The following is a 23,162-nucleotide window of genomic DNA, read 5'->3' as shown; positions in this document are numbered from 1 at the left end:
GCACAGTCACTCATGGACGTACGGACCGGGGTGTTTATTCTCCCGCCATGCGATTTTGGATGCGACTGGGGCTGTTGATTCTGGTGGCGGTGCTGACCTTCTGTGGGATCAAGCGGCTGCACCTGGACACGGACATTCTGGGGACGCTGCCTGCGGACCTTCCGGAGGCAGCGGGATTGCGCATCCTGCGAGACGGTTTCTCCGGTGGGGATGAGCTGTTGGTGGGACTGGTGGCCCCTGATTCGGAGGCCGCGGCGGCCAGCGTGGCCGGGCTGGGAGCGCACCTCCGCGGAGTCAGCCACCTCGTGCGTAGCGTGGAGTGGGCCGGTACCCTGGAGAATCCAGATGCCGCCGCCGCGCTGCTGGCCTGGGCGCTCCAGAACGCCCCGCCGGATCGGATCGCCCGACTGGAAAGCCAGCTCGGGCCGGACAAGCTGGCTGCTCATCTGGAACGGGTGCTGGAGAAGCTGGCCAGCTCCCCAGATCCCGCCGAGGTGCAGCGGTGGTCCTATGATCCGCTGGGCCTGCTGGAGGCGGTGGACCTGGGGGGGCTGACCTCCATGGACGATGCGGGATTCAGCACTGCCTCTGCCGATGGCACGGTGCGGCTGCTGCTGGTGGCGCCCAAGGAAAAGCTCACGGGGTACAAAAGGGCCAGCGCCTGGATGGCAGAGGTGCAGGGCGAGATTCTTAAATGGCAGAATGCGGGAGGCGACGCCCGCCATCGTCTGCAATTTCTCTACACGGGAGAGCCCTCCTTCATGGCTGAGACCGGGTCCGGCATTGAGCGGGATCTGAGCGGTACCATTGGCTTGGCCACGGTGCTGATCGCCGCGCTCTTCTGGTTCATGTTCCGCCGGTGGAAGATGCTGCTTTGGATCCAGGTGCTGCTGGCGCTGGTGGTGTTGTTCAGTCTGGCGTTGGGTGGCTGGGTCTTGGGGGAGCTCTCCATCATGAGCCTCGGGTTTGCCTCCATCCTTCTGGGCATCGCGGTGGACTACGCGGTCTTTATTTTGCAGGAGGGCATGGATCACCCGCATCTCTCTGCTGCGGAGTTGCGGCGCAGTGCGTTGCCGCCCATCTTCGGCGGAGCCTGCACCACGGCCACCGTGTTCCTGGCGCTGCTCTTCAGCGGCCTGCCGGGTCTGGCGGACATGGGGCTCATGGTGGCCCTGGGGGTGATGGCGGGCTTTGCCGTCATGGTGCTTATCATGCCGGAACTGGTGGTTCGAGGAAAAGTGCGCCCGACCGTGCTGCTTGCGCGCAAGCCGGCAGTGTCTCCACGTGCCGGGTTGCTGGCTACGGTGGGGGTGCTGCTCGTGATGGGGGGCATCTTTATCGTGCGTGGTTTCCCGGGGTTCCAGTCCAGCTCGGCCGTGCTGCGCCCTGCACACAGCCAGTCCATGGTGGGATGGGAGCATCTGCAGCAGGCGCTGGGCAAGCCGGACCAGGCCACGGTGCCGCTCATCGCCACCACGCGGGACTGGCAGAGTGCGCGTGAACGCATGGCTCCGGCGGTGAGGGTGCTGGACCAGGCCCGTCGTGATGGACTGATCCGCCAGCATTCCCTGCCTGTGGCGCTCCTGCCGGATGCGGCGGCTCAAGGAGCCAACCGCCCCCGGCTGGTGCAGTTGGCCAGTCAAAAAACGAGGCTGAATGCAGCCGTGCTGGATGCGGGATTCACAGAAGACGCCTTGCAGCTCTCCGACCGCACCCTGGCGGTTCTTGAAAAACTGGGGCAGGGGAAGGGTGATGCGCAACCCCTGCCCAGCGAGCCGGTCGCTGCGGGGGTGGTGGGACGCTTCTTTAATCCTCAGGCCACCCAGGGCGGTTCCGTGTTGCTGGGCTCCGTCAGTTTCGCGGGGGAGCCCGGCAGTCCAGACCTGGCCAGGCTGGAAGCGCTGAGCCAGCGCCTCGTGGGGCAGGATGTGCATCTGGCCGGGTGGGAGACGCTCGGCCCCTCCCTCTCTGCCCGCATCCAGAAAGATCTCACCCGGCTCATGCTGCCGCTGCTGCTCGTCCTGGCCATCATGCTCGCGCTCACCTTTCGCAATGGGGTGGACTTTGCCCTCTGTCTGCTCATGCTTTTCATGGGCATCGCCGCGCTGGCGGCCTCCATGGCCCTGCTGGGCCAGTCGTGGAACCTGGCGAATGTGGCATCTCTGCCTCTGTTGTTGGGACTGGGGATCGATTACGGCATTCACATGCTGCTCGCCATGAAACGGGACCACAACGATATCAGCAAGGTGTGGGCCACCACGGGCAGGGCGGTGTTTTTCTGTGGAGTCACGACCATCATTGGCTTCATGAGTCTCGTCTTCGCCAGCAACGGCGGGGTGGCCAGTCTGGGGATCGCCTGCTCCGTGGGCAGCCTATGGACGCTGGTCTTCGCCCTGTGGCTGCTGCCCCACTGGCGCGCCTGGCTGGGCGGGAATCGGGACGCTGAGAAGCCCGGGCCGGCGCAGGGCCGCTGAGGGCGGCGGGCGCACCTCTATGCGGACCCTGGCCAGATCGCCGCTGCCGGGCTGGCGGGCCACCAGTTCATGGTGCCCCACGGTGAGCAGGGCATAGGGCTGGTCCTCGTCCAGGGCGATCTCCAGCGTGGGAGAGGTCCACTGCAGGCCCTCGGGGGAGGCCTCCAGCATCAGCCGCCCGCCCTGGTCGCGCAGGTCGGGATCGAGGTAAAACACGGTGCCGTCCAGCGGGGTGGTGATGCGGGGGGGCGTCATGAGCGGATCCCGCGGGCGCAGGGCGACCATGCCGGTGAGCCAGTGGTCGCTGCCTGCCAGCCAGGCGGAGTACTCCATGGGCAGGTAGGCCCGGCCCGTACCCGTCTGGTAGTCTGCAGAAAGGGCCGGTGGTGGCAGGGTGCCGGGCAGGAAGTACTCCTCCCGGCTCATCCCCACCAGCGGGGACTGCGCCGTGATGCGGCGGCCGTTGCGAGGGTCCACCCTGGCCCGGATGAGGTCTGCGGGGGGCGCGTACCAGGAGGTGCCCCGGGTGTCATGCAGGTGGCTGAAGATCTCCCGGAAGACCGGGCCCGCTCCCGTGACTCCTGAAACCTGGTTCATCGGGGTGTTGTCGAAGTTCCCCACCCACACCCCCACGGTGAACTCCGGGGTGAAGCCCATCGTCCAGTTGTCCCGGTAGTTGGTGCTCGTGCCCGTCTTTACCGCACAGGGGAAGGGCATGCGGATGACGGAGTGGGGGCCGAAGGTCAGCACCCGTGCCTGGTTGTCGGAGAGGATGTCCGCAATGAGGAAACAACAGGTGGGCTGGAACAGCGGGGCAGGTTCTGCTGCCGGCGGGGCGGTGCTGGCCGGCTGGAGCAGTGTCCAGGGCTGGTTTTTTCCCAGGCGGGCGATGGTGGCGTAGGCATTGGCCAGCTCCAGCAGGCGGACTGGGGCATTGCCGATCGTCAGGCCCAGCCCGTAGTGATCCGCCGCCTGGTCCAGGGTGGTGATGCCGGCGTTTTGCAGGGTTTTGAGAAGCAACGTCTCCCCACCCAGTTGTTGCAGCACCTTCACGGCCGGAATGTTCAGGGAACTGCCCAGGGCGGTGCGCAGCGTCACGGGGCCGTTGAGCTTACGGTCGTAGTTTTCCGGTCGGTAGAGGCCCGTGGGCGTGGTGTACTCCACCGGCAGATCGGGGATGATGCTGGCCGTGGTGAAACCGCGCTCCAGAGCAAGGAGATAGGTGAAGGGCTTGAGTGCGGAGCCCGGTGAATGCGGTGCCCAAGCCCCATTGATCTGGCCGCTGTCGGTGCCGAAAAAGTCGCGCGACCCCGCCAGCGCCAACACCCTGCCGGTGGCATTCTCCAGCACCACGGCCGCTGCCTGGGTGACGTGTTTGCCTTCCAGCAGGCTCATGCGATGCTGCAGGATCGCTTCTACCCGACGCTGGAGGTCCGGGGCGATCGTCGTCCGGAAGGTGCCGGGGGGTGATTCGGTCGGGACGTCCGCGCTGCATTGCTGTAGCAGCAACTCCACGGCGTGCGGAGCGCTGAACCCTCCCGTGCCGCGTTGCAGCTTCAGCGGCTCAGCGATGGCCAGCTCATAGGCTTCGCTCGTGAGCCAGCCCGCCTCCTGCATCTTCTTCAAGACATGCTGCTGGCGTTTGCGGAGCGCCTTCAGGTTCTTGAAGGGGTTGAGCCGCGATGGCGCCTGGGGCAGGGAGGCCAGGAAGGCGCACTCCGCAGGGGTGAGGTCGCGCATGGGTTTGTTGAAATAACCTTGGGCCGCGCCGCCGCAGCCTGTGAGCAGGTTGCCATAGCTCACCCGGTGCAGGTATTCCGGCAGGATTTGCTCCTTGCTCCAGGACATCTCCAGGCGTCGGGCCTGCAGGGCCTCGGTGATCTTCGTCAGCAGGTTGCGGCGCTTGCGCTTCTCTGCGGAGATCTTGATGAGCTGTTGTGTGATGGTAGAGGCCCCCGACACCACTTGGCCATGGCGAAAGTTATCCCGCGCCGACCGGCTGATGGCGAGGAGATCCACCCCGCTGTGGCTGAAGAAACGTTTGTCCTCCGCGGCGAGCGTGGCGTGCAGCAGGGCCGGAGGGATTTGGTCAAAAGGCACGGGTGCTCCGACGCGTTGGCCATCCTCGGTGAGCAGTTGGCGGAGAGGTGTGCCGTCTGCTGCCAGGAAGGTGGGGGACACGTTTTGAGGTTTCAGGAGTCCTTCCGGGAGCGGTACGGCCCAGGGGAGGATCCACCAGCCGAGGGCGAAGAGGCAGGCGCAGCAGAGGGCCGCGCGCAGGACGCGGCGTTTGAAGGTGGGGGGACGTGGCGAGGCTGGGGAAGTGGGATCGGGGTTCATGCCGCACCTCCTTGGGGATGGGGTGTGCCCACTGGTGATGGATGACCAACCACCCAGCGGCCATGTAGTTGACGACGCGAGGAGGCACTAGATGAAGCGTGTGCAGTGCGGGCCTTGCGGAGGATGGGCGGGCGTTGGGCAGATGGCGGTGTTGAGTGGGAGAGAAGTGGCAGATGGGGAAATAAGTGCCTCCTCACGTCGTCAACTGCGGACGGTGTTGGTGGTGCTTGGGCAGAGGGAGATGTCTCTCGGCTAACGCGGTCGTAGGCAAGCTGGTGGCTGACGCCTGTGCGCTTGCCCACTGGTGTTTGATGACCAACCACCCAGCGGCCATGTAGTTGACGACGTGAGGAGGCACTAGCTGAGGCGTCTATGGCGCGGGCCTCGCGGTGGAGGGGCGAGCGTTGGGCAGGCGGGGCGGTTGAGCGGGAGAGGGGTGGCAGATGGGGAAGTAAGTGCCTCCTCACGTCGACAACTACGGACGGTGTTGTTTGGGCTTGGGCAGAGGGAGATGTCTCTCGGCTAACGCGGCCGTAGGCAAGCTGGTGGCTGGCGCCTTCGCGTCCACCCATCGGAGATGGATCGTTCGCTGGCATCTCAATGCCCCTCCTTTCCGGAATCCCTGTCTTCCTTGTCCTTCAACTTTCGGGCGATATCTCTGACCCGCTTTTCTTCGCCGCGCTTTTTCCAATAGATCCTCCAGAACACGCCCCAGAAGTTTTCCTGTAGGGGCTGTAAATCCGGATATCCGAGCACCACACAGCCTGAATAAGGCCACTCTTCCGCGGTCTTAACCAGACCTGCCTCCACAGGATTTCCCAAGATGTAGTTGCACACGGTGGCAAACATTTTCCGACGCCGCTCATCCTCTCTCAACACATGGTCGTGCGCCTGATGCTGCAGCCGGGCAGGGGAGATGGCTCGCTTCAGGTGCGTACGGAAAAAAGCCATCAGCTTCTGTTGATCCCCCACGCCCCCACCTCGTTCATCGGTACCCATCCAGATCAGATGCAAGTGATCCGGCATGAGGCAATACACGGGGCAGATTACCCCTCCGCCTTCTTCTCTGGCGAAGGTATGCATCATGCATTCGCGCAGCCGCAGATGGAACAACTCATCCAGTTGGAACTCGTCGCCCCGCTTCAGAGTGAGTGTCCAGTGCACCACGGCCAGCCCCTGATAGGCGTCCTCAGTCAAGCGTGGCAGATAAAACGAGCGATCGCCTTCCTCCTCCGACATCAGCCCCTCACCCACGCACGCCAACGGCTCCTCAGCGGGTAAAGAGTCCAGTTTCATGGAGAGATACGCTTCGATTGGGTTGTGTCCTGAACCACCCAGTGCCCGGGCGAATCCCACCCGGGCACTGTGGCCGATAACGTCTGCTTACACCTGTGAGTTCAAGTCTTGTGTCCCCCGCGCAGCGGGCCTTACCGCGCCACCACGTCGCTGCCATCACCCATGGGCAGGGTCATGACGCGCTGGATCTCACCGAGGCCGTAGTGATTGGGCTCATACATGGCCTCGATGCGGGTGGGCGGCACGATGACATCCCCTTCAGCGATGACACGGGCCAGGTACTTCAGCTCAAACTGGCCCTGATCTGTGGCGTCGTTGGTGAAGAAGAGGGCGCGGTCACTGCGCAGTTCGCGATGGTCGCAGAACCAGGCATTGTCCTCGCCTTCTTCATTCTGGCGCTGGTTCTGGGTGACGAACTCCGGATTGACGGGTTCGAACACGCTGGGCAGCGGATCGTTGATGGCCATGTAGCGGTTGGGCTTGTCCACGGTGATGTCGAGAGTCACCACGATGAGGTCGCCCACGCGGAGGTTCTTGGCCGCCTCACGCGTGCCGATGGGCGTGAGTCGCTCGTACTTGCGGCGGATGGTGAATCCCTTGGACACTGGCTGGAAGGTCTTCAGGTCTGGGTAGGCCTTCACTTCCAGGCGGCCCATCACCGGGCGTGTGTCAGGCAGAGCCACGCTCAGGGGAGCTGGGCTACCGTTGCGCTTGAGCGGGAACTGGATGGCCTGGCTGGCCAGGTTGTCTCCCAGTACCACCTGGTTGGGGGTGCCCTGCCAGTTGGCCACCAGGGTGAGCGGGTTTGGAGCTGCGTCCTTGGTGGGGCGTTCCGCGGCGCTCAGGGCAAGCAGGCTCCAGGCATTGCCAAAGGTCGTGCCCCAGTCACCGCGGCCCGTGCGGGTGCGCAGCAGTTCCGTGGCGGCGGCCTGTGCCTCAGCCTTCATGCCCAGGTGGGTGGCCACCAGGAGGCGCAGCGGATGGGCCAGCTCTGGCGCTGCCCAGTAGCGATGCTGTGGGGTGCGCTTGGCAGGTGCCTTCACGAGCTCCGCGATCTGGCGGGGGGCGGCATTGTTGAGGCACATGGAGAGAGCCAGGTAGAGACGCGCCGTCTCTGGCAGCTTCTCACGACGCTGGAAGAGCAGTGTAGCGTAGGCGGGCTCTGTCTTGCCTGCCTTGGCCAGGACGTAAAGGCCCATGGCGGCGTCCGTCAGCTTCTCGTTCTCCGTGCTGGCGGCGAGGTCAAACTCCCGAAGCCCCTTGGAGAGGTAGTCCGTGAGCTTGTCCAGGGAGTCCTGAGGCACTGGGACACCCCATTCCTTGGCCTTCATCAGGACAAAGGCTCCATAGGCACTGCCCCAGTACACGGGGGTATCACCGCCGGGCCAGTAGGAGAGGCCGCCGGAGTCGGTCTGCATGGCCAGGAGGCGGCGCACGCCTTTGCTGATGGCGTCATTCGCCTTGGCCTTCTGCAGCAGATCCGGGAACATCGCCTCATAGCGGGACAGGGCCAGCCAGGGCAGGGTGGCGGAGCTGGTCTGCTCCACACAGCCATAGGGGTAGTGCAGCGTCTGGTCCAGCGCATCCCGCGCCTCATAGAGACGGCTCTGGCTGAAGCTCAGGTTCAGATCGCCTTCGCTCTCCAGCAGCTGGGGATTGATCCGTTGTAGCAGGTTCTGGCTGCCGGAGGCGGAGGTCAGCTCAAAGTACTGCACCTCACGCAGCGCCGGGATTGGGGAATTTACCTCGAACTTGCTCTCCACTGCATCGCTCAGGGCTGGAGCCCCGGGGGCCCAGGTGGTGGTCCGCACCTGCCACTTCCACGTGGTGGTGCCGGTCTTCACAAAGCGCACCGGGAAGGCCACAGCGACCGTTTCGCCAGCCTTCAGAGTGATGGGGCGGCGCTCGCTGCGGCTGGCATTCATGGTGATGCGGTTCCGCACGCCCACGAGGGCAAACGGACGCTGCTCGGTGATGAGGATGGCATTGTCATCCAGAGTCAGTTCGAGCTCTACATTGCCATCGTGTGGCGTCGTGTTATGGACGATCCCCTTGATGAGGATTTCATCGCCCAGATGGGCAAAGCGCGGTACCACCGGGTCCACCATGAGCGGCTTGTTCACCACGAACTTGGACTCGCCACTGCCAAAGCGATCTGCGTCCTTGGCGGCGACTGCCATGACGCGATAGCGGGTGAGGCTGTCAGGGGCCTTGAAGGTGGCGTTCACCTTGCCTTGGGCGTCGGTGGTCAGCGTGGCGCTCCACAGGGCGGTGGCCACGAAATTCTTGCGCAGGGCGGCACTGGGGTCGGCGTCGTCGCCCCCCCCACCGATGACAATGCCCTTGTTCCCGCGATAGCGGTCATCCAGGGCCTCTTCCAGCAGGGAGTCCAGGGTGCTGTAGCTGTTCACGGCCAGGGCCATGGGCATGTGGAAGAACTCGAACGGCTGTGGCGTGAGGTAGTTCATCAGGCTCAGCACGCCCTCGTCCACTGCATAGAGAGTGACATCGGCACCGGCCACAGGTTGTTTCCCTGCATCCGTCACGGTGGCGGTCACACTGAGCTCTTCACCCGGGCGTACCGTGTCGCTGGAGGGCTTGGCCTCCACAAAGAGGCGCTTCCTGTCGGAGGGCACGGTAAGCTCGCAATAGCCCACCTTGTACTCTGGCATGGGGTCCGGCTGGGGGCTGTCGGCTGCACCGCGAATCACGATCACGGAGACGAAGACATTCGGGCCGTCTTCCTCTGTCATTTTCAGTTTTACCACCGGATTCTCGGGCGAAACGGGGGCCACCAGATGGCGCAGCACGCTGTTGCGTTCCACCGTCACCAAGGCCTGGCCGGCGAAGGGTGTCTTCACCACGATGCTGACTTCTTCGCCCGGCTTCACGGTCGTCTTGTCCGGCTGCAGGGTGATGCGGCTGCCATCTTCCAGGGACCAGGGGAACCCTTTGCCTCCCACCGCGTAGAAAGGCACCCGGGTGAGCACGGTGCGCCCCTGGGCATCCGCGGCGGTGGCCGTGAGGAAATAAGTGCCGCCCTGCTTGGGGGTGAAGCTCAGGGTGCCTGCACTGGCCCGGCCATTGCTGCTGCTGAGCTGCACGGAGGTCTTGAGCTCCTCAATGATCCGGGACTGGTTCTTGGTGGTGATGGCCCCACCTGCACCTTCCACACGCACCGTGTTCCACTCCATGCGTTCCACCTTCACATCCAGGCCCACTGGCGCGGTGAAGCTCTGGCCCTGGGGGGTGAGGGCGGCCAGCTCAAAGGCGAACGGCTTGCCTGCGGTGGCGTACCAGCTATGCTTTTTGGCCCCCACGATGAAGTCGGCCCCGGGGAGCTTGAACTCGGTCGTGCTGGAGATGGTCTGCTGGTTTACGTCGGTCACATCCGCATAGAGGCTCACCGTTTGCGGCAGGGAGGCCTTGTGCAGCGGAGGGGCGGGCATCTCGATGTCCACCGTGCCGTCGTCATTGAGCGTCAACTCGCCGTGCGCGCCCCAGCTGAGCTGGGACTCTTCCTCGTCGCTGTCGGCGGTCTCATCATCACGATCTTTCTGACCGTAGTGCCAGAAATCGGGTGCATCGCCGAAGTGATAGTCCGCCCATTCCGCAGGGGGCACGTAGTCTTCCGCGAGACCGGCGCTCCAGCTCACCTTGGCGGAGGAGAGGGCCTTGCCCATGTAGTACCTGGCCGTGAGCGGCACTTTCACCCGGTCGCCCAGGACCCGGTTGCGGGTGCCCTCCAGTTTTACCTCGAACGTGTTGGGTTTGTAGTCATCCACACGCAGTTCCAGATTGGCGATCTGCAGGTCTTCGTCATCCCCGTTGGCCGAGGCTGGCAGCGGATTGCCCGTGGCGTCCATCTTCGGGTACTCCAGTCGCAGGCTGTACCAGCCGGTGGTGGTGTCCGGGAAGGTGATGTCATCTGCCCAAGTGCCGTTGGCGGTGAAGGTGACCGGCTTCGTCAGGACCGTGCGGTTGCGCTCGTCCGTCAGCACCATGGTGGCGGTGGCGGGCTTGCCTCCCAGCGTGAGGGAATCGCCGTTGCGATGCCGGGTGATGGCCTTCACATGGGCCGTGTCACCGGGCTTGTACACCGGGCGGTCGGAGAAGATGAAGGTCTCGAACCGGTCGCGGAAAGGGGATTCCCACGCAATGTTGATGCCGTGGCCCCACATGCCGATTCGGTCGCCACGGCTGCCGATGTTCATGGAGGTGCAGTCCTGGTCCTTGGTGGCCAGCACCCATTCCGCCCCTTTGGAGGGCACTGTGGCGAAGCCCTGCGCGTCCGTTTGCGCCACTTTCAGAAATCCGCGCTGCTCATCGGCCAGCGTGAGTTGCACACCCGTGAGCGGTTGGCCGGTCTTCAGTGAGAAGGCGTAAATCAGAGCCTCCTGGTCCGTGCCCTTCACCAGCAGGCCAATGTCGGTGAACTCCACAATCGCCCGGTTCACCACGGCACCTCCCGGAGCCTGATCCTGGGCGGTCGCCAGCAGCTCAATGAAAACCGGTGCGGCGGGGCGCTGGCCCAGGATGTCTCTCCACTTCAGCTCCATGTACGTGGCCTGCTGGAGGGGCTTGTCATTCGCATAGGTCTGGTCGTAGATGACCGTGCCGGGGAAGGCTTCAAACGGGGTGTCCTTCACCTTTTGGGCGGACTTGTTTGTGTCCGTCGCGTGTGGATCGTAGCTCTCGTCGTACAGGGCCCGGGCCTTCAGCAGTTCACCGTCGGAGAGCTGCTTCACGCGCAGGCGCAGGTCCTTGTAGTTCGCGGCATAGACATCGAAGATGCCCTTCCCGGAGGCGAGCTGGGTGTTCGTGGTGGCGGTGGTGGAGACATAGACCGGGCTCGGCCGGAAGGTCACGGTGTCCCTGGAGCGCGTCGCGAGAGCCAGGCCATCGGCACCCTGGAATCCGGCGGCCAGCGTCACGGTGTAGGGCTGGTGCAGGGTGAACTCTCCGGTGATGGAGACAGACTGGTAGCTGGCCTCCACCTTCAGGCCCGGCACGGGCGGCTCCACATGGATGAAGGGGGCGATGCGCTGGGCGGCCTGGGCAGGCGGGATATCATTGCTGCTGATTGCCTTGTTAAAGAGGATGTCGATCGAGTGCGGCCGGTCAAGGTGAGGCTCGGCCACGAGGCGCTTGATGCCCAGCGGGAGAATGCTTCCCCACGCCCGTGTGTCATCGCCTTCCAGGGTGGCGTTGCCGCTCGCATTGGCGATTGTCGCCGGCAGCACGAGCGTCCAATCCTGACCGATGGGCAGGGGAGACGCTGTTTCCAGAACGATCGCGTTGGGCCGGGTGTCGGTCAGCCCGATCGTGGGCTTCGTGCCTGCGATCTGCTCCTCCCAGGTCTGCACCAGCTCAGCATGGTACTGCTTTTTGAAGTCCTTCCCCGTGGCCAGGCGGGCGGTGGCGGGCACCCGTGCGGGGCTGGACTTGCTCACAAAGTAGGCTTGCCTGGCGATCTCCGCCGGATTCACCCGGTCGTTGAACTGCAGAATGTAAAACGGGGTGCGCTGGGCGGAATCGCCGGAGTAGTAGGGGTAGGCCCGCCATTCATCGGCCACCTTCAGCCCCTCCGTGGCGAACTCGCCCAAGTCCGTCGCCTCCACCGCGGTCCCCTCGACATCTTTCATTCCCGGCCGCAAGGCAAACTTGTAGCTCGTGGCAAACGAGGGCGGCTGGGTAAAGCGGAACTGCCCGCTGCGAGAGCTGGTCCAGCGGAACTCGCCCTTCACCGCCGGGGCGGCCACCAGGGGAGACGCCTGCTCCACGGAGCCGACGCGATCCTTGCCCACCATGGGCGTGTCGAATCGCAGCTCGACGGTGGAGGACGGGGAGAGGGTGTCAGGCTCAATGACAAGTTCCACGGCGGAAGCGGGAACAGGTGAGAGGCCTGCAAAAAGCGCGCAGAGCGCAGCAAAGAATGCTCGGGTTTTCATGGAGAAAATAGCGTTTGGCAAAGCCTAGCAGAAACTGACGTCGTTGACGATGGCAGACATTCACCCATTTTTGTCACTTCCCGCCCGGCTGTGACGCGGGTCGTTGGCCTTTTTGCAGTCTGGCTGGGAGAGGCATCTGGCAGAGACAGTTCGACACTTGGGATAACGCGGATCGGCGGGATTTTCTTGGGCCAGATCAGAAAGGGGGCATCGCATTCGCGGTTGCCGGATCGCGCCGGAGCGATCATCATGCATTGCACCATGCATCGCGTCTGTGTCTATTGTGGGTCCAGTTTCGGAAACAATCCTGTTTTTGCCGAGGTGGCGGCAGAGGTCGGGGCCAAGCTGGCGCGCAGCGGACTGGGCATGGTGTACGGCGGGGGCAGCATAGGGCTGATGGGCGCGGTGGCAGATGCCGCCCTTGCCCAGGGCGGGGAGGTGATCGGCGTCATCCCTAAGAAGCTCGTCGAGCTGGAAAAGGAGCACCGCGGCGTGACCCGGTTGATCGAGGTGGAGACCATGCACGAGCGCAAGCAGGCCATGATGGACCACGCCGACGGTTTCCTGGTGCTGCCCGGCGGTTATGGCACCCTGGAGGAGCTGTTCGAAGTCCTCGCCTGGCTGCAACTCGGTTTCCACACCAAGCCGGTTGGCCTCCTCAATGTGGCTGGCTACTACGATCCCCTCGTGAAGATGCTGGACGCCATGGTGGAAAACGAGCTCCTGCACCCAGAGCATCATGCGCTGCTTCTGGTGGACCGCGATGTCGAGGCCCTACTTGGACGCATGATGGACTTCATGGTGCCTGATGTGAGCAAATGGCTGTAAGTCGGTGATTTGGTGATTCAGTAAACCGGTAATTCAGGGGGGTGGTGAGCCAGTGATGCGTTTGTGAAAACGCGGTCGGAGGGGGGGGCTCGTGCCCAACACTGCCAAGCCACATCTCCTGGCCGCTTGCCCCCTACGCATTCTCACGAATGCATCCACGAGCTTTCCTTCCGCAGCGCTGCATAAGCAACTCGTGGCTGCGTTTGTGAAAACGCGGTCAGAGGGGGGGCTCGTGCCCAACACTGCCAAGCCACATCTCTTGGCCGCTTGCCCCCGCTGCGCATTCTCACGAATGCATCCACGAGCTTTCCCTTCCGCAGCGCTGCATAAGCAACTCGTGGCTGCGTTTGTGAAAACGCGGTCAGAGGGGTTGCTCGTGCCCAACACTGCCAAGCCACATCTCCTGGCCGCTTGCCCCGCTACGCATTCTCACGAATGCATCCACGAGCTTTCCCTTCCGCAGCGCTGCATAAGCAACTCGTGGCTGCGTTTGTCAAAACGCGGTCAGAGGGGTTGCTCGTGCCCAACACTGCCAAGCCACATCTCCTGGCCGCTTGCCCCCCTACGCATTCTCACGAATGCATTCACGAGCTTTCCCTTCCGCAGCGCTGCATAAGCAACTCGTGGCTGCGTTTGTGAAAACGCGGTCAGAGGGGTTGCTCGTGCCCAACACTGCCAAGCCACATCTCCTGGCCGCTTGGCCCCGCTGCGCATTCTCACGAATGCATCCACGAGCTTTCCCTTCCGCAGCGCTGCACAAGCAACTCGTGGCTGCGTTTGTGAAAACGCGGTCAGAGGGGGGGCTCCCCGCTTCCGCACGTACCAAGTCAAAGTGGCACACCCCGCGTGCTGCGAACTTTCTGCGATCTAACCCATCATCGCCTCACCACTCACCATTCACCTCTTACCGAGACATACGCCGCTCCAAAATCGCCTCCCACTTGGTCGCCAGGCGTTGCATGCCCTCACTCAGCGGCAGATCCCGCATTTCCTCCGGGGTGAACCAGCGCAGTTCGTGGCTCTCGTCACTGGTGACGAATTGCGCATTTTCCGGGGCGATGAGCATGTAGCGTACGTCATAGTGCCAGTGGGCTGGCTCACCTTTGCGCTCTGGAATGGGGTGAATGTCCAGATCAAACGGGCGCGTAGAGGCCACGATGAGCCCCTCCACACCGGATTCCTCCAGCGCCTCGCGTTGGGCCACCTGTAGGATGTTGTCATCACCGTCGCAATGGCCGCCAAACTGGAGCCAGCAGTCGAGTTTGCGATGATGGGTGAGCAGAGCGCGGGCGCCGTCTGCGCTTACCACCAGGGCGCTGCCGGTGAAATGGGCCGGGTGACAGCTGCGGTGAAAGCAGTCCTCCTGCTCGTCCAGCAGCGCGATCATCTTCTCCCGATGGGGCACTTCGTCGGTCCGGTGGGGATGGGAGAGATCAAGGTCAGCGAGTTGTTGGCGGAGGTCCAGGCGGGTCATGGGGGCGGGTACCCATAGCATGGCTACGGTCCGCCCGCTACCGGGGATCCAGCGTGAAGGCAAAGGTGTCCTGAATCCGGTCCCCGGGTGCGGTTCGGGTGAAGAGTTCGAACTGCGAGGCCCAGGCGTGAATGGCCTCTGTCGCGTGCCCATACGGGCGGTAGTCCGCCAGGCTGTACATGGTCATCCGGTCAGCTTCGTTGTCGGCGAACTCAAAGACCAGTTCACCAGTGCTGGAGTTCCTCACCTTGCCTTCGATCGCGACATTGCCCTTCGTGAACATGCCGCCAATGCCCGCCAGGGGACCCACGACGAACTTGGCCGCCGTCTTGACCGCGTTCCCCTTGGGGCTGGTGGGGCTCAGTTCCACCAGCGCCAGTTCCAGGGTGACGGAGCTGGCATTCGGCTTCTGGGTCAACACGTACCTCGCCCGTTCAGAACGCTGGAAGGTGATCGCGAACTGATTGCGGAGCATTGTGGCCATCTCGCGTTCCTTGCGCTCGATGCTGCCCATGGCGATCTCTTTTTCAATGAGCGCCTTGTGGATGGGGCGCAAGTATTTCAGCGTCACCGGTGCCACGTAGATGGAGGTCTTTTGAGCCACGCGCTCCCGCACGCCCGGGTCTGGGGACCGCCAGATCTTATGAAAGGGTACTCGCTTACGATCTGGCTTCATCTCGTTTGGGTGCTCGATGAAAGCCGACAAGGGCACCGGTTTGGCCTTGAGCAGATTGTTTGTGCCGGAGCAGGAGACCATGCCCAACGTCAGCAACATCAGCCATCCGGCCATCATCCAGCGAGCGCGAACCATAGAAGGGGTAAAAGAGGGGAAGGTCTATCTTGGGGAGCAAGGTCGTGCATTCAACCTCCCAGTCATGAAGATTTGCCCATCAGGTACCACCTTGTTGAATATTCAGGCTGTCTGTGCTGGAATCGCCATAGTTCATGTAATCGGTGTAAATGCTCCACGCGGCTGGCTTGGGCGAAAGTCGGCCCGTGGCACGGGCGTTGTGGACAGGTCGCCCACCGCATTCATCACCACTGCCTTGCCGCTCACATGACCTTCCTCAAGTTTTACCTCCTCGCCGGTGCTGCCACCATGATGACGGTGCCTCTGGCTCACGCGGAGAACTGGCCCCAATGGCGGGGCCCCCGGCTGGATGGGACAAGCGCAGACAGTGGCTTCCCTACGGAGGTCCAGGACAGCAGCATCCGCTGGAAGATAGAACTCCCCGGTGCCGGGCATGCCTCGCCCATTGTCTGGGGGGACCGGCTCTTTACCGTCGCGGCCGTGGCAGAGGGCGAGCAGCGCCTTCTCATCTGCCTGGACCGGGCGACGGGCAAAATTCTCTGGCAGGTGCCGGTGATCAACGCGCCCCTCGAGTCCACCCATCGCCTGAACAGCTGTGCCTCCAGCACGCCAGCGACCGATGGAGAGAAAGTCTTCACGGCCTTTCTAGACAACACGCCGACCGATGAAACCCGCAAAGCCAATGACGGCAAAGAGATCCCCAAAGGCGAGGTGGCCAAAGGCACCGTGGTGGTCTCGGCCCATGACTTCAGCGGAAAACAGATCTGGCAGGTGCGCCCCGGCCTCTTCTCCAGCAAGCATGGCTTCTGCAGCTCTCCCATCGTCTATAAAGACAAGGTCATCGTGAACTGCGACCACGACGGAGATGGATACATCGTGGCCCTGGCCCGGGAAGATGGGCGGGAACTCTGGCGCATCCAGCGCCCCAACAACACCCGCAGCTACGTGGTTCCCATCATCCGTGAGCTGGCGGGGCGCACGCAGATGGTCCTCAGCGGAACCAAGTGCGTGACCAGCTACAATCCCGATGATGGCAGCCTCATCTGGATGATGGATGGGCCCACGGAGCAGTTCGTTGCCTCTCTGGTGTACAACGAGAAGTCCGGCTACCTCTTCCTCACCGGCGGGTTCCCGGAGAAACACATCCTGGCCATCCGCCCAGACGGGAAAGGGAATGTGACGGAGACCCACATCGCCTGGCGCACCAACAAGGGTGTCTCCTACGTGCCGTCGCCCATCTCAGAAGGCGACTACTGCCTGGTGGTCTCGGATTCCGGCGTGGCTCATTGCTTTGAAGCCAAGTCCGGGCGCATCGTGTGGGAGGAGAGAGTTCGTGAGCATCATGCCTCCCCGGTGAGTGCGGAAGGGCGGATCTATTTCATCAATGACCCCGGTCAACTGCGCGTCGTCAAACCAGCCGAGAGCTACCAACTGGTGGCCGAGAGCAACGTGGGGGAGAAGGTCTTTGCCTCACCCGCCCTGAGTGAGGGGCAGTTGTTCATCCGCGGCGACAAGTCCCTGATCTGTGTGGGTGAACGCAAGAGCGGAGTCGCAGACCGCAGATAGCCGTCCCGAAGCCGTTTTGTGCTCGTACTGCCTCGTGTAAACTTTCACATTATCACCATGAACCCATCCTCTCTGCGATCCCGCCGAACTTTGCCGTTGCTCGCCCTCGCCATGTCCGTTGTCGCAGCCACTACCTTCATGTCTCAAGACGCCTCCGCTCAAGCCGACGATGATTTCCCCAAGGTGCTCTCACCCGCTCTGGAGTCCAAGACCTTCGAAGGGGAGGTGAACATCAAGGTCGGCTACAAGTACCTGATCTCCCTTCCGGAAGACTTTGGTAAAGACCCCGCCAAGAAGTGGCCCCTGGTGGTCTTTCTGCATGGGGCAGGGGAGCGGGGCGATGACCTGCGCCGTTTGCAGAAGCACGGTCCGCCCAAGCTCGTCGCCAATGGGAAAAAGATCCCTGCCATCGTGGTGAGCCCGCAGGTGCCTGCTGGAGATGTATGGAATCCCTATGGCGTCAAGGCCCTGACCGACAGTGTCGTGGCCAGCCATCCGGTGGATATGGATCGGATCTACCTCACCGGCATCAGCATGGGAGGCTTTGGCACGTGGGACACAGTCTTCGCCTACCCGGACTTTTTCGCCGCCGCGGTGCCCATCTGTGGAGGTGCGGGGGTGAAGTCTGTGATGGCGCAGAAGATCAAGAACCTGCCCATCTGGGTTTTCCACGGGGCAAAAGACCCTGTGGTTGAACCAGGCAATTCCCAGCGAATCTACAACTCCTTGAGCAAGCTGGGCGCGCCAGTGAAACTCACCATGTATCCCAACCTGCAACACGATTCCTGGACGGTCACCTATGACAGCCAGGAGATGTGGGACTGGCTCTTCCAGCAGAAGCGCGGGGTGGTGGCAAAGTGAGGTGAGAGAAGAGTACCTTGAAACAACCACAGAGGCACCGGGAGCACAGAGACGGAGTTTTTTTAGACAGAATTCACAGAATCAACAGAATCGAGTTTCGATATCCAAACCTACTATGAAATCACTTTTGCAAGCAGCCGCCGTTGGGCTGGCCATGGCGACAACAATGGGTGCGACGACGGCGAAGGCCGCCGAGCCCGAGCCCGTGTATGAAATGCGCATCTACACCACCAATGAAGGCAAGCTGCCCGACCTGTTGAAGCGCTTTCGCGATCACACCTGCAAGCTCTTTGAAAAACACGGGATGACCAATCTTGGCTACTGGGTGCCGGTGGACAAGGAGAACGGAGCGGACAACACGCTCATCTATGTGCTGGAGCACAAGAGCCGCGAGGCCGCCAAGGAATCCTTCAAGGCCTTCGGTGCTGACCCCGAGTGGAAGCAGGTCCGGGAGGCCAGCGAGGCCAACGGCAAGATCCTGGCCAAGCCGCCGGAATCCATCTTCATGACCCGCACGGAGTTTTCTCCTGAACTCAAGGTCTCCGCCAGCGATCCGGAGCGGGTGTTTGAACTGCGCACCTACACCACCAATGAAGGCAAGCTGCCGGAACTGCATGCGCGGTTTACCAACCACACCTGCAAGCTTTTTGAGAAGCACGGCATGACCAACCTGTGCTACTGGACGCCGATCGATGCGGAGCAGGGGCATAATAACAAGCTCATCTACATCCTTGCCCACAAGAGCAAAGAGGCCGGCCTCGCTTCTTTCGGTGCCTTCCGCGCGGATCCGGTGTGGATCGCTGCCAAAGGGGAGAGCGAGAAGAACGGCTCTCTTACCGTTCCCCAGCCCGAGGGCGTGAAGTCAGTGTACATGAAGCCCGTGGACTTCTCCAAGATCAAGTAGGCCCGCCCGCTTCGCGGGAGACACAAGACTTGAAGACAGAAGACGCCAGACATGAAAACCAATGCCATGACCGCTGTGGTGATGAAGTTGTTTCTTGTGGGCATGGCGTTGACCGGAGCCGGCATGATGTCGGCTCCGGCAGCCAGAGGGGCTGAGGTGCAGGTGGTTCACGTGTACGTGGCCCTTTGCGACAACGCCTCCCAGGGAATCATCCCTGTGCCAGCCAAGATTGGCGACGGCGACAAGCCAGACGCCAATCTCTACTGGGGCTGTTCCGATGGGTTGAAGTCCTGCTTCCGGGCGAGCAAGTCCTGGAAGGCCCTGCCTGCGGTGGCATCGCCCCGCGCCGAGGTGCTGGAGCGGGTGGTCTTCCGCCACGCCACCCGGAAAGACGTTTATTTGGTCGCCGATGCCTGGCGTGGTCGTGAGATCAAGCCGTGTTTGCAAGCGTTTGTGAATGCCGCTGGGGCGACCGGGGCGGCGGAGTCCATCCAGGTGAAAGGATCGGATGGTGCGGAGGTCGCGCTGCCAATCGGGTCACAGGCCCGCTGGCTGGCCTACATCGGCCACAACGGCCTGATGGAGTTCGAGGTAAACTGGCCGGAAGTTCCCGCAGGAGCGTCGGCCGCGACGTCTCGCCGGGCGCTTGTGCTCTGCTGTATTGGGCAGAAGTATTTCCCGAAACTTGGGACCCCCATGGCCCTGACCACCACGCAGCTCATGTATCCCGGCGCGTTCATCCTGCGGGATGCGCTTGAGGTGGTCTTCGACGGGAAATCCGATGCTGAAGTGAAGGCTGCGGCCGCGCGGGCCTATGCGGGCAATCAGAAGATCTCCGTGAAAGCGGCGGCAGGTGTGTTTGCGGTGCCGGTGGGAGATTGAGTGGGAATGCCCCCCTCTGCGTTTTCCCGGGAGTAGTCCGGACGTGCCGTCCGGCTCGGGCAGCGGAGCGACAGAATAACAAATGCGCAGATCTTCTGACCGCCCCGCCCACCCACCTCACTTCACGCCGCCCCACCATTTCCCCATCAGCCGAGCTGTCTCCGGATCATACTTCTCCAGCTCCGGGCGGTCATACGGGTAAAAATCATTCCGGCTCCAATACGCCTCACTGCACTCGGCGAAGAACTCCTTGTGATCTGTCAGGGCATACGCCTTCCGGACAATCCGGGGCCGCTCCTTGCCGGGGCGCATCTCCACCCGGTCGTACAGACCCGCCGCCTTGGCCCGCTCAAAGGCGGCCAGGATCTCCGGCTGATCAAACCCCAGGACCAGATCATGATAAGCATGGGCCAGCTCATGCAGGGCGAAGTTGGGCATGCGATCCATCTCCTCCTCGAACTTGAGGATGTTGGAAAACTCAATGCCCTTGGCCATGGCAACCTCGCGGCCGTTGTTCTTCAGCCACGCGGCATTGGGGTGGTACTCAGCCCGAGGCACCACTCCTGCATATCCGACCGAAAACCAAAGCGGCACGTCGCGCAGTCGCTCAACCACAGGGGCGGGTAGCTTTCGATCAATCTCCGTCAGTTGAAGCTTCAGCAAACTCAGCGCCTTCGCCGTCTCGACCGGATGCCGCTCCATGAGTTCTGGTTGCACATGGACTTTCCATCCAGCCACGTCTTTGATCTCCTCGCCCATGGCGACTCCTCGGCACCCCGTGATGAGCAGGCAGGCTACGGTCCAGAAGGAAAGGCATCTCGTCGGCATGGTGATGGAGCGGATGAAACGCATTTTTTTGGCATTTTCACTCGCCGAATCAGGTGGGGAGTGTCGATTTCTCCTATGAAGGAGTGCACTTTCTTTCCGATTGGATATCAAGTGTGTCTATATGGCGCAAATCAAATAGAGCCGAGAATTGCTTAATGAGACGAATTGGCTCAAATGGCTCGCAGCCCGTTGGCTCGCATTTATCTGCTATGAAGCTCATTCTCTGAAGGATAGGCCAATCAGCATAGGTTGGGCTGGTTTATGCGTACTCATTGTAGAAACAACTTTCGCAAGCTCCTCAACAACTTATGAACCCGGAACGAATCACTGTTAAACTTCAAGAAGCCCTGGCCTCGTCGCAATCCCTTGCGACCCGCTATGGCCACGCGGAGGTGAAACCCTCTCACATGCTGCTGACCCTGCTGGAGCAGGACGGCGGCATCACCAAGCCCTTGGTGGACAAGGTGGGTGCCAACGCGGCTGCTCTCCAGTCTGCTGTGGAAGCTTTCCTGGCCAAGCAGCCCCGGATCTCTGGCGGCGGCGGGGCCGACCGGCTCTCCGGCGATCTCCGTGAGACGCTGGCCAATGCCGAAAAGGAGCAAAAGACGCTCAAGGACGAGTACCTGAGCGTGGAGCACTTCCTCCTCGCCCTCTTCAAGACGCGCACCGATATCGAAGGCGTGCTGAAGCAGGCCGGGCTGAAGTACGAGACCCTGCTGCAGGCCCTCACTTCCGTGCGTGGCGCCCAGCGGGTGACTGACCAGGACCCGGAAGGGAAGTATCAGACGCTGGAAAAATACGGTACGGACCTGACCGCCCGTGCGCGGCAGGGGAAGATCGATCCCGTGATCGGCCGTGACGACGAGATTCGCCGTGTCATGCAGGTGCTCTCGCGCCGCAGCAAGAACAACCCCGTCCTGATTGGCGAGCCCGGGGTGGGCAAGACCGCGATTGTGGAGGGATTGGCCCGCCGCATCGTCGCGGGTGACGTGCCCGACTCCCTGAAGAACAAGCGCGTCATCAGCATGGACCTGGGCGGGATGCTGGCCGGGGCCAAGTATCGTGGTGAGTTCGAAGAGCGCCTCAAGGCCTTCCTTAAAGAAGTCACTTCCAGCGAAGGCGAGATCATCCTCTTCATCGATGAGCTCCACACCATTGTGGGAGCAGGCGCGAGTGAAGGTGCCGTGGACGCCAGCAACCTGCTCAAGCCGCAACTCGCTCGTGGAGAGTTGCGCTGCGTTGGGGCGACCACCCTGGACGAGTATCGCAAGTACATTGAAAAGGACGCCGCTCTCGAGCGCCGCTTCCAGCCGGTGTACGTGGGAGAGCCCAGTGTCGAGGACACCATCGCCATCCTGCGAGGCCTGAAGGAACGCTATGAAGTGCACCATGGCGTGCGCATTCAAGACAGCGCCATCGTGGCGGCGGCCACTCTGAGCCACCGGTACATCAGTGATCGGTTCCTGCCGGACAAGGCGGTGGACCTGGTGGACGAGGCTGCCAGTAGGCTGAAGATTGAGCTCGACTCCATGCCCACGGAGATCGACGTCATCGAGCGTGATGTCATGCAGCGGGAGATGGAGCGGCAGGCCCTCAAGAAGGAGACCGATCCCGCCAGCCGTGCCCGTCTGGAAAAGCTGGAAAAGGAAATTGCCGACCTGAAAGAGAAGGGCTCCGGCCTGAAGCTTCAGTGGCAGAAGGAGAAGGAAGTCGTGCAGGCCAGCCGCAAGGTGAAGGAGGAGATTGACCGCCTCCGCACTGAGCAGGAGCAAGCCCAGCGTCGCGGCGACTTTGCCCGCGCCGGGGAGATCCAGTACGGCCTTATCCCCGACCTGGAGAAGAAGCTCCAGGAGGCGACCCAGGCCCATGCCCAGGGGACTGCCAAAGGGCAGTTGCTGCGGGAAGAGGTGACTGAGGACGACATCGCCAAGGTGGTCGCCACCTGGACTGGGATCCCCGTGAGCCGTCTTCAGGAAGGGGAGCGGTCGAAGCTCACCCACATGGAGGACCGTCTGGCCAATCGCGTCATCGGGCAGAAGAACGCCATCAAGGCGGTCTCGAATGCAGTCCGGCGCGCCCGGGCCGGCCTCCAGGATGAGAACCGCCCCATTGGCAGCTTCCTCTTCCTCGGACCTACCGGGGTGGGGAAGACGGAGCTGAGCAAGGCTCTGGCCGAGTTCCTCTTTGACGATGAGAACGCCATGACCCGCATCGACATGAGCGAGTACATGGAGAAGCACAGCGTGGCCCGACTCATCGGGGCACCTCCCGGCTATGTCGGCTATGAAGAGGGGGGGCAGCTCACGGAGGCGGTGCGCCGCCGACCCTATAGTGTGGTCCTCTTTGACGAAGTGGAGAAGGCCCACCCGGATGTGTTCAACTCCCTCCTCCAGGTGCTGGATGACGGGCGGATCACGGACGGGCAGGGGAGGACGGTGGACTTCCGGAACACGGTCATCATCATGACCAGCAACATCGGCAGCCATGCCATCCAGGAAGAGGCCAATCCCGAGCAGCGGGAGGCTCTCGTTCGGGATGCCTTGCGCCAGTTCTTCCGTCCGGAGTTCCTGAACCGCATTGATGAGGTCATCATCTTCGACCGGCTCGATGCCCGCGATCTCAGCGCCATCGTCAAGGTGCAGCTCCAGCGGGTGGTCAGCCGCCTGGCGAAGCAAAACATCGGCCTGGTCCTCACGGACGAGGCGGTGCGGAAGATTGCCGACGAAGGCTACGACCCCGTCTTCGGAGCACGCCCGCTCAAGAGGGCTATCCAGAGGCTGGTACTGGACCCGCTCTCGCTCGACATGCTGGACGGGAAGTTCGTCGATGGCGAAGTCATTGAGGCCCGACTGGAGGGCACCGGGATCCAGTTCGCCAAGAAGTGAAGATGTGAATAAGTGAGCAACTAAAGACCCGGTACCCCGTGGGAGCAACTCCCGGAGGACCG

Annotated in this window: 13 protein-coding genes; 7 read left to right on the top strand and 6 right to left on the bottom strand. The window is 62.4% G+C overall.

The window, feature by feature from the left end; translation table 11 throughout:
- The first annotated feature begins 47 nt into the window (after positions 1–47).
- Positions 48–2,474: an MMPL family transporter gene (locus VSP_RS20850; protein ID WP_081452634.1), complete on the top strand. Its 2,427-nt coding sequence runs from the start codon at positions 48–50 to the stop codon at positions 2,472–2,474.
- On the opposite strand, the gene pbpC is transcribed toward VSP_RS20850, so the two are convergent.
- The 3 genes from pbpC to VSP_RS20835 form a co-directional block, all read right to left on the bottom strand.
- A complete protein-coding gene (gene pbpC, locus VSP_RS36525; RefSeq protein WP_009963119.1) occupies positions 2,373–4,814 on the bottom strand; it encodes a penicillin-binding protein 1C in 2,442 nt (813 codons plus the stop codon). The two genes, VSP_RS20850 and pbpC, sit on opposite strands and share 102 nt — an antisense overlap.
- Before the next feature lie 597 nt (positions 4,815–5,411).
- The gene (locus VSP_RS20840; RefSeq protein ID WP_009963118.1) at positions 5,412–6,110 is read right to left on the bottom strand and encodes a hypothetical protein; all 699 of its coding nucleotides are present in this window, start codon (positions 6,108–6,110) and stop codon (positions 5,412–5,414) included.
- A 131-nt stretch (positions 6,111–6,241) separates the two neighbouring features.
- Positions 6,242–12,061 carry an alpha-2-macroglobulin family protein gene (locus VSP_RS20835; protein ID WP_009963117.1) on the bottom strand — a complete coding sequence of 1,940 codons (5,820 nt, stop codon included), beginning with the start codon at positions 12,059–12,061 and terminating at the stop codon, positions 6,242–6,244.
- A 261-nt stretch (positions 12,062–12,322) separates the two neighbouring features.
- Here VSP_RS20835 and VSP_RS20830 point away from each other — a divergent pair, with 261 nt between their 5' ends.
- Positions 12,323–12,889: an LOG family protein gene (locus VSP_RS20830; RefSeq protein WP_029190623.1), complete on the top strand. Its 567-nt coding sequence runs from the start codon at positions 12,323–12,325 to the stop codon at positions 12,887–12,889.
- 904 nt (positions 12,890–13,793) lie between these two features.
- Here the strand turns inward: VSP_RS20830 and VSP_RS20825 are convergent.
- Positions 13,794–14,363 (bottom strand): NUDIX hydrolase, encoded by a 570-nt coding sequence (locus tag VSP_RS20825; RefSeq protein ID WP_009963115.1) that lies wholly within the window; start codon positions 14,361–14,363, stop codon positions 13,794–13,796.
- Positions 14,364–14,400: 37 nt separating this feature from the next.
- Positions 14,401–15,174, bottom strand: coding sequence for a DUF3313 family protein (locus VSP_RS20820; RefSeq protein WP_009963113.1), 774 nt, complete (start codon positions 15,172–15,174; stop codon positions 14,401–14,403).
- Positions 15,175–15,420: 246 nt separating this feature from the next.
- Between VSP_RS20820 and VSP_RS20815 the strand changes: the two genes are divergently transcribed.
- From VSP_RS20815 to VSP_RS36520, 4 genes are all read left to right on the top strand, one after another.
- A complete protein-coding gene (locus VSP_RS20815; RefSeq protein ID WP_009963110.1) occupies positions 15,421–16,740 on the top strand; it encodes a PQQ-binding-like beta-propeller repeat protein in 1,320 nt (439 codons plus the stop codon).
- A 57-nt stretch (positions 16,741–16,797) separates the two neighbouring features.
- Entirely contained in the window at positions 16,798–17,601 is an 804-nt protein-coding gene (locus VSP_RS20810; RefSeq protein ID WP_198141205.1) for a carboxylesterase family protein, read from the top strand.
- A gap of 115 nt (positions 17,602–17,716) precedes the next feature.
- Positions 17,717–18,505 (top strand): NIPSNAP family protein, encoded by a 789-nt coding sequence (locus VSP_RS20805; protein WP_009963108.1) that lies wholly within the window; start codon positions 17,717–17,719, stop codon positions 18,503–18,505.
- Between the two features lie 51 nt (positions 18,506–18,556).
- The gene (locus tag VSP_RS36520; RefSeq protein WP_009963107.1) at positions 18,557–19,387 is read left to right on the top strand and encodes a hypothetical protein; all 831 of its coding nucleotides are present in this window, start codon (positions 18,557–18,559) and stop codon (positions 19,385–19,387) included.
- A gap of 117 nt (positions 19,388–19,504) precedes the next feature.
- Here VSP_RS36520 and VSP_RS36515 read toward each other — a convergent pair whose 3' ends face one another.
- Positions 19,505–20,215, bottom strand: a complete 711-nt coding sequence (locus VSP_RS36515) for a hypothetical protein (RefSeq protein WP_156346388.1) — start codon at positions 20,213–20,215, stop codon at positions 19,505–19,507.
- Positions 20,216–20,523: 308 nt separating this feature from the next.
- Between VSP_RS36515 and clpB the strand changes: the two genes are divergently transcribed.
- On the top strand, positions 20,524–23,100 hold the full coding sequence (clpB, locus tag VSP_RS20785; protein WP_009963105.1) for an ATP-dependent chaperone ClpB: 2,577 nt from the start codon (positions 20,524–20,526) through the stop codon (positions 23,098–23,100).
- Positions 23,101–23,162: the final 62 nt, after the last annotated feature.

The organism is Verrucomicrobium spinosum DSM 4136 = JCM 18804, assembly GCF_000172155.1.
GTDB lineage: Bacteria > Verrucomicrobiota > Verrucomicrobiia > Verrucomicrobiales > Verrucomicrobiaceae > Verrucomicrobium > Verrucomicrobium spinosum.
The sequence above is the reverse complement of the archived record's forward strand: the minus strand, read 5'-3'. Positions and strand labels throughout refer to the sequence as shown.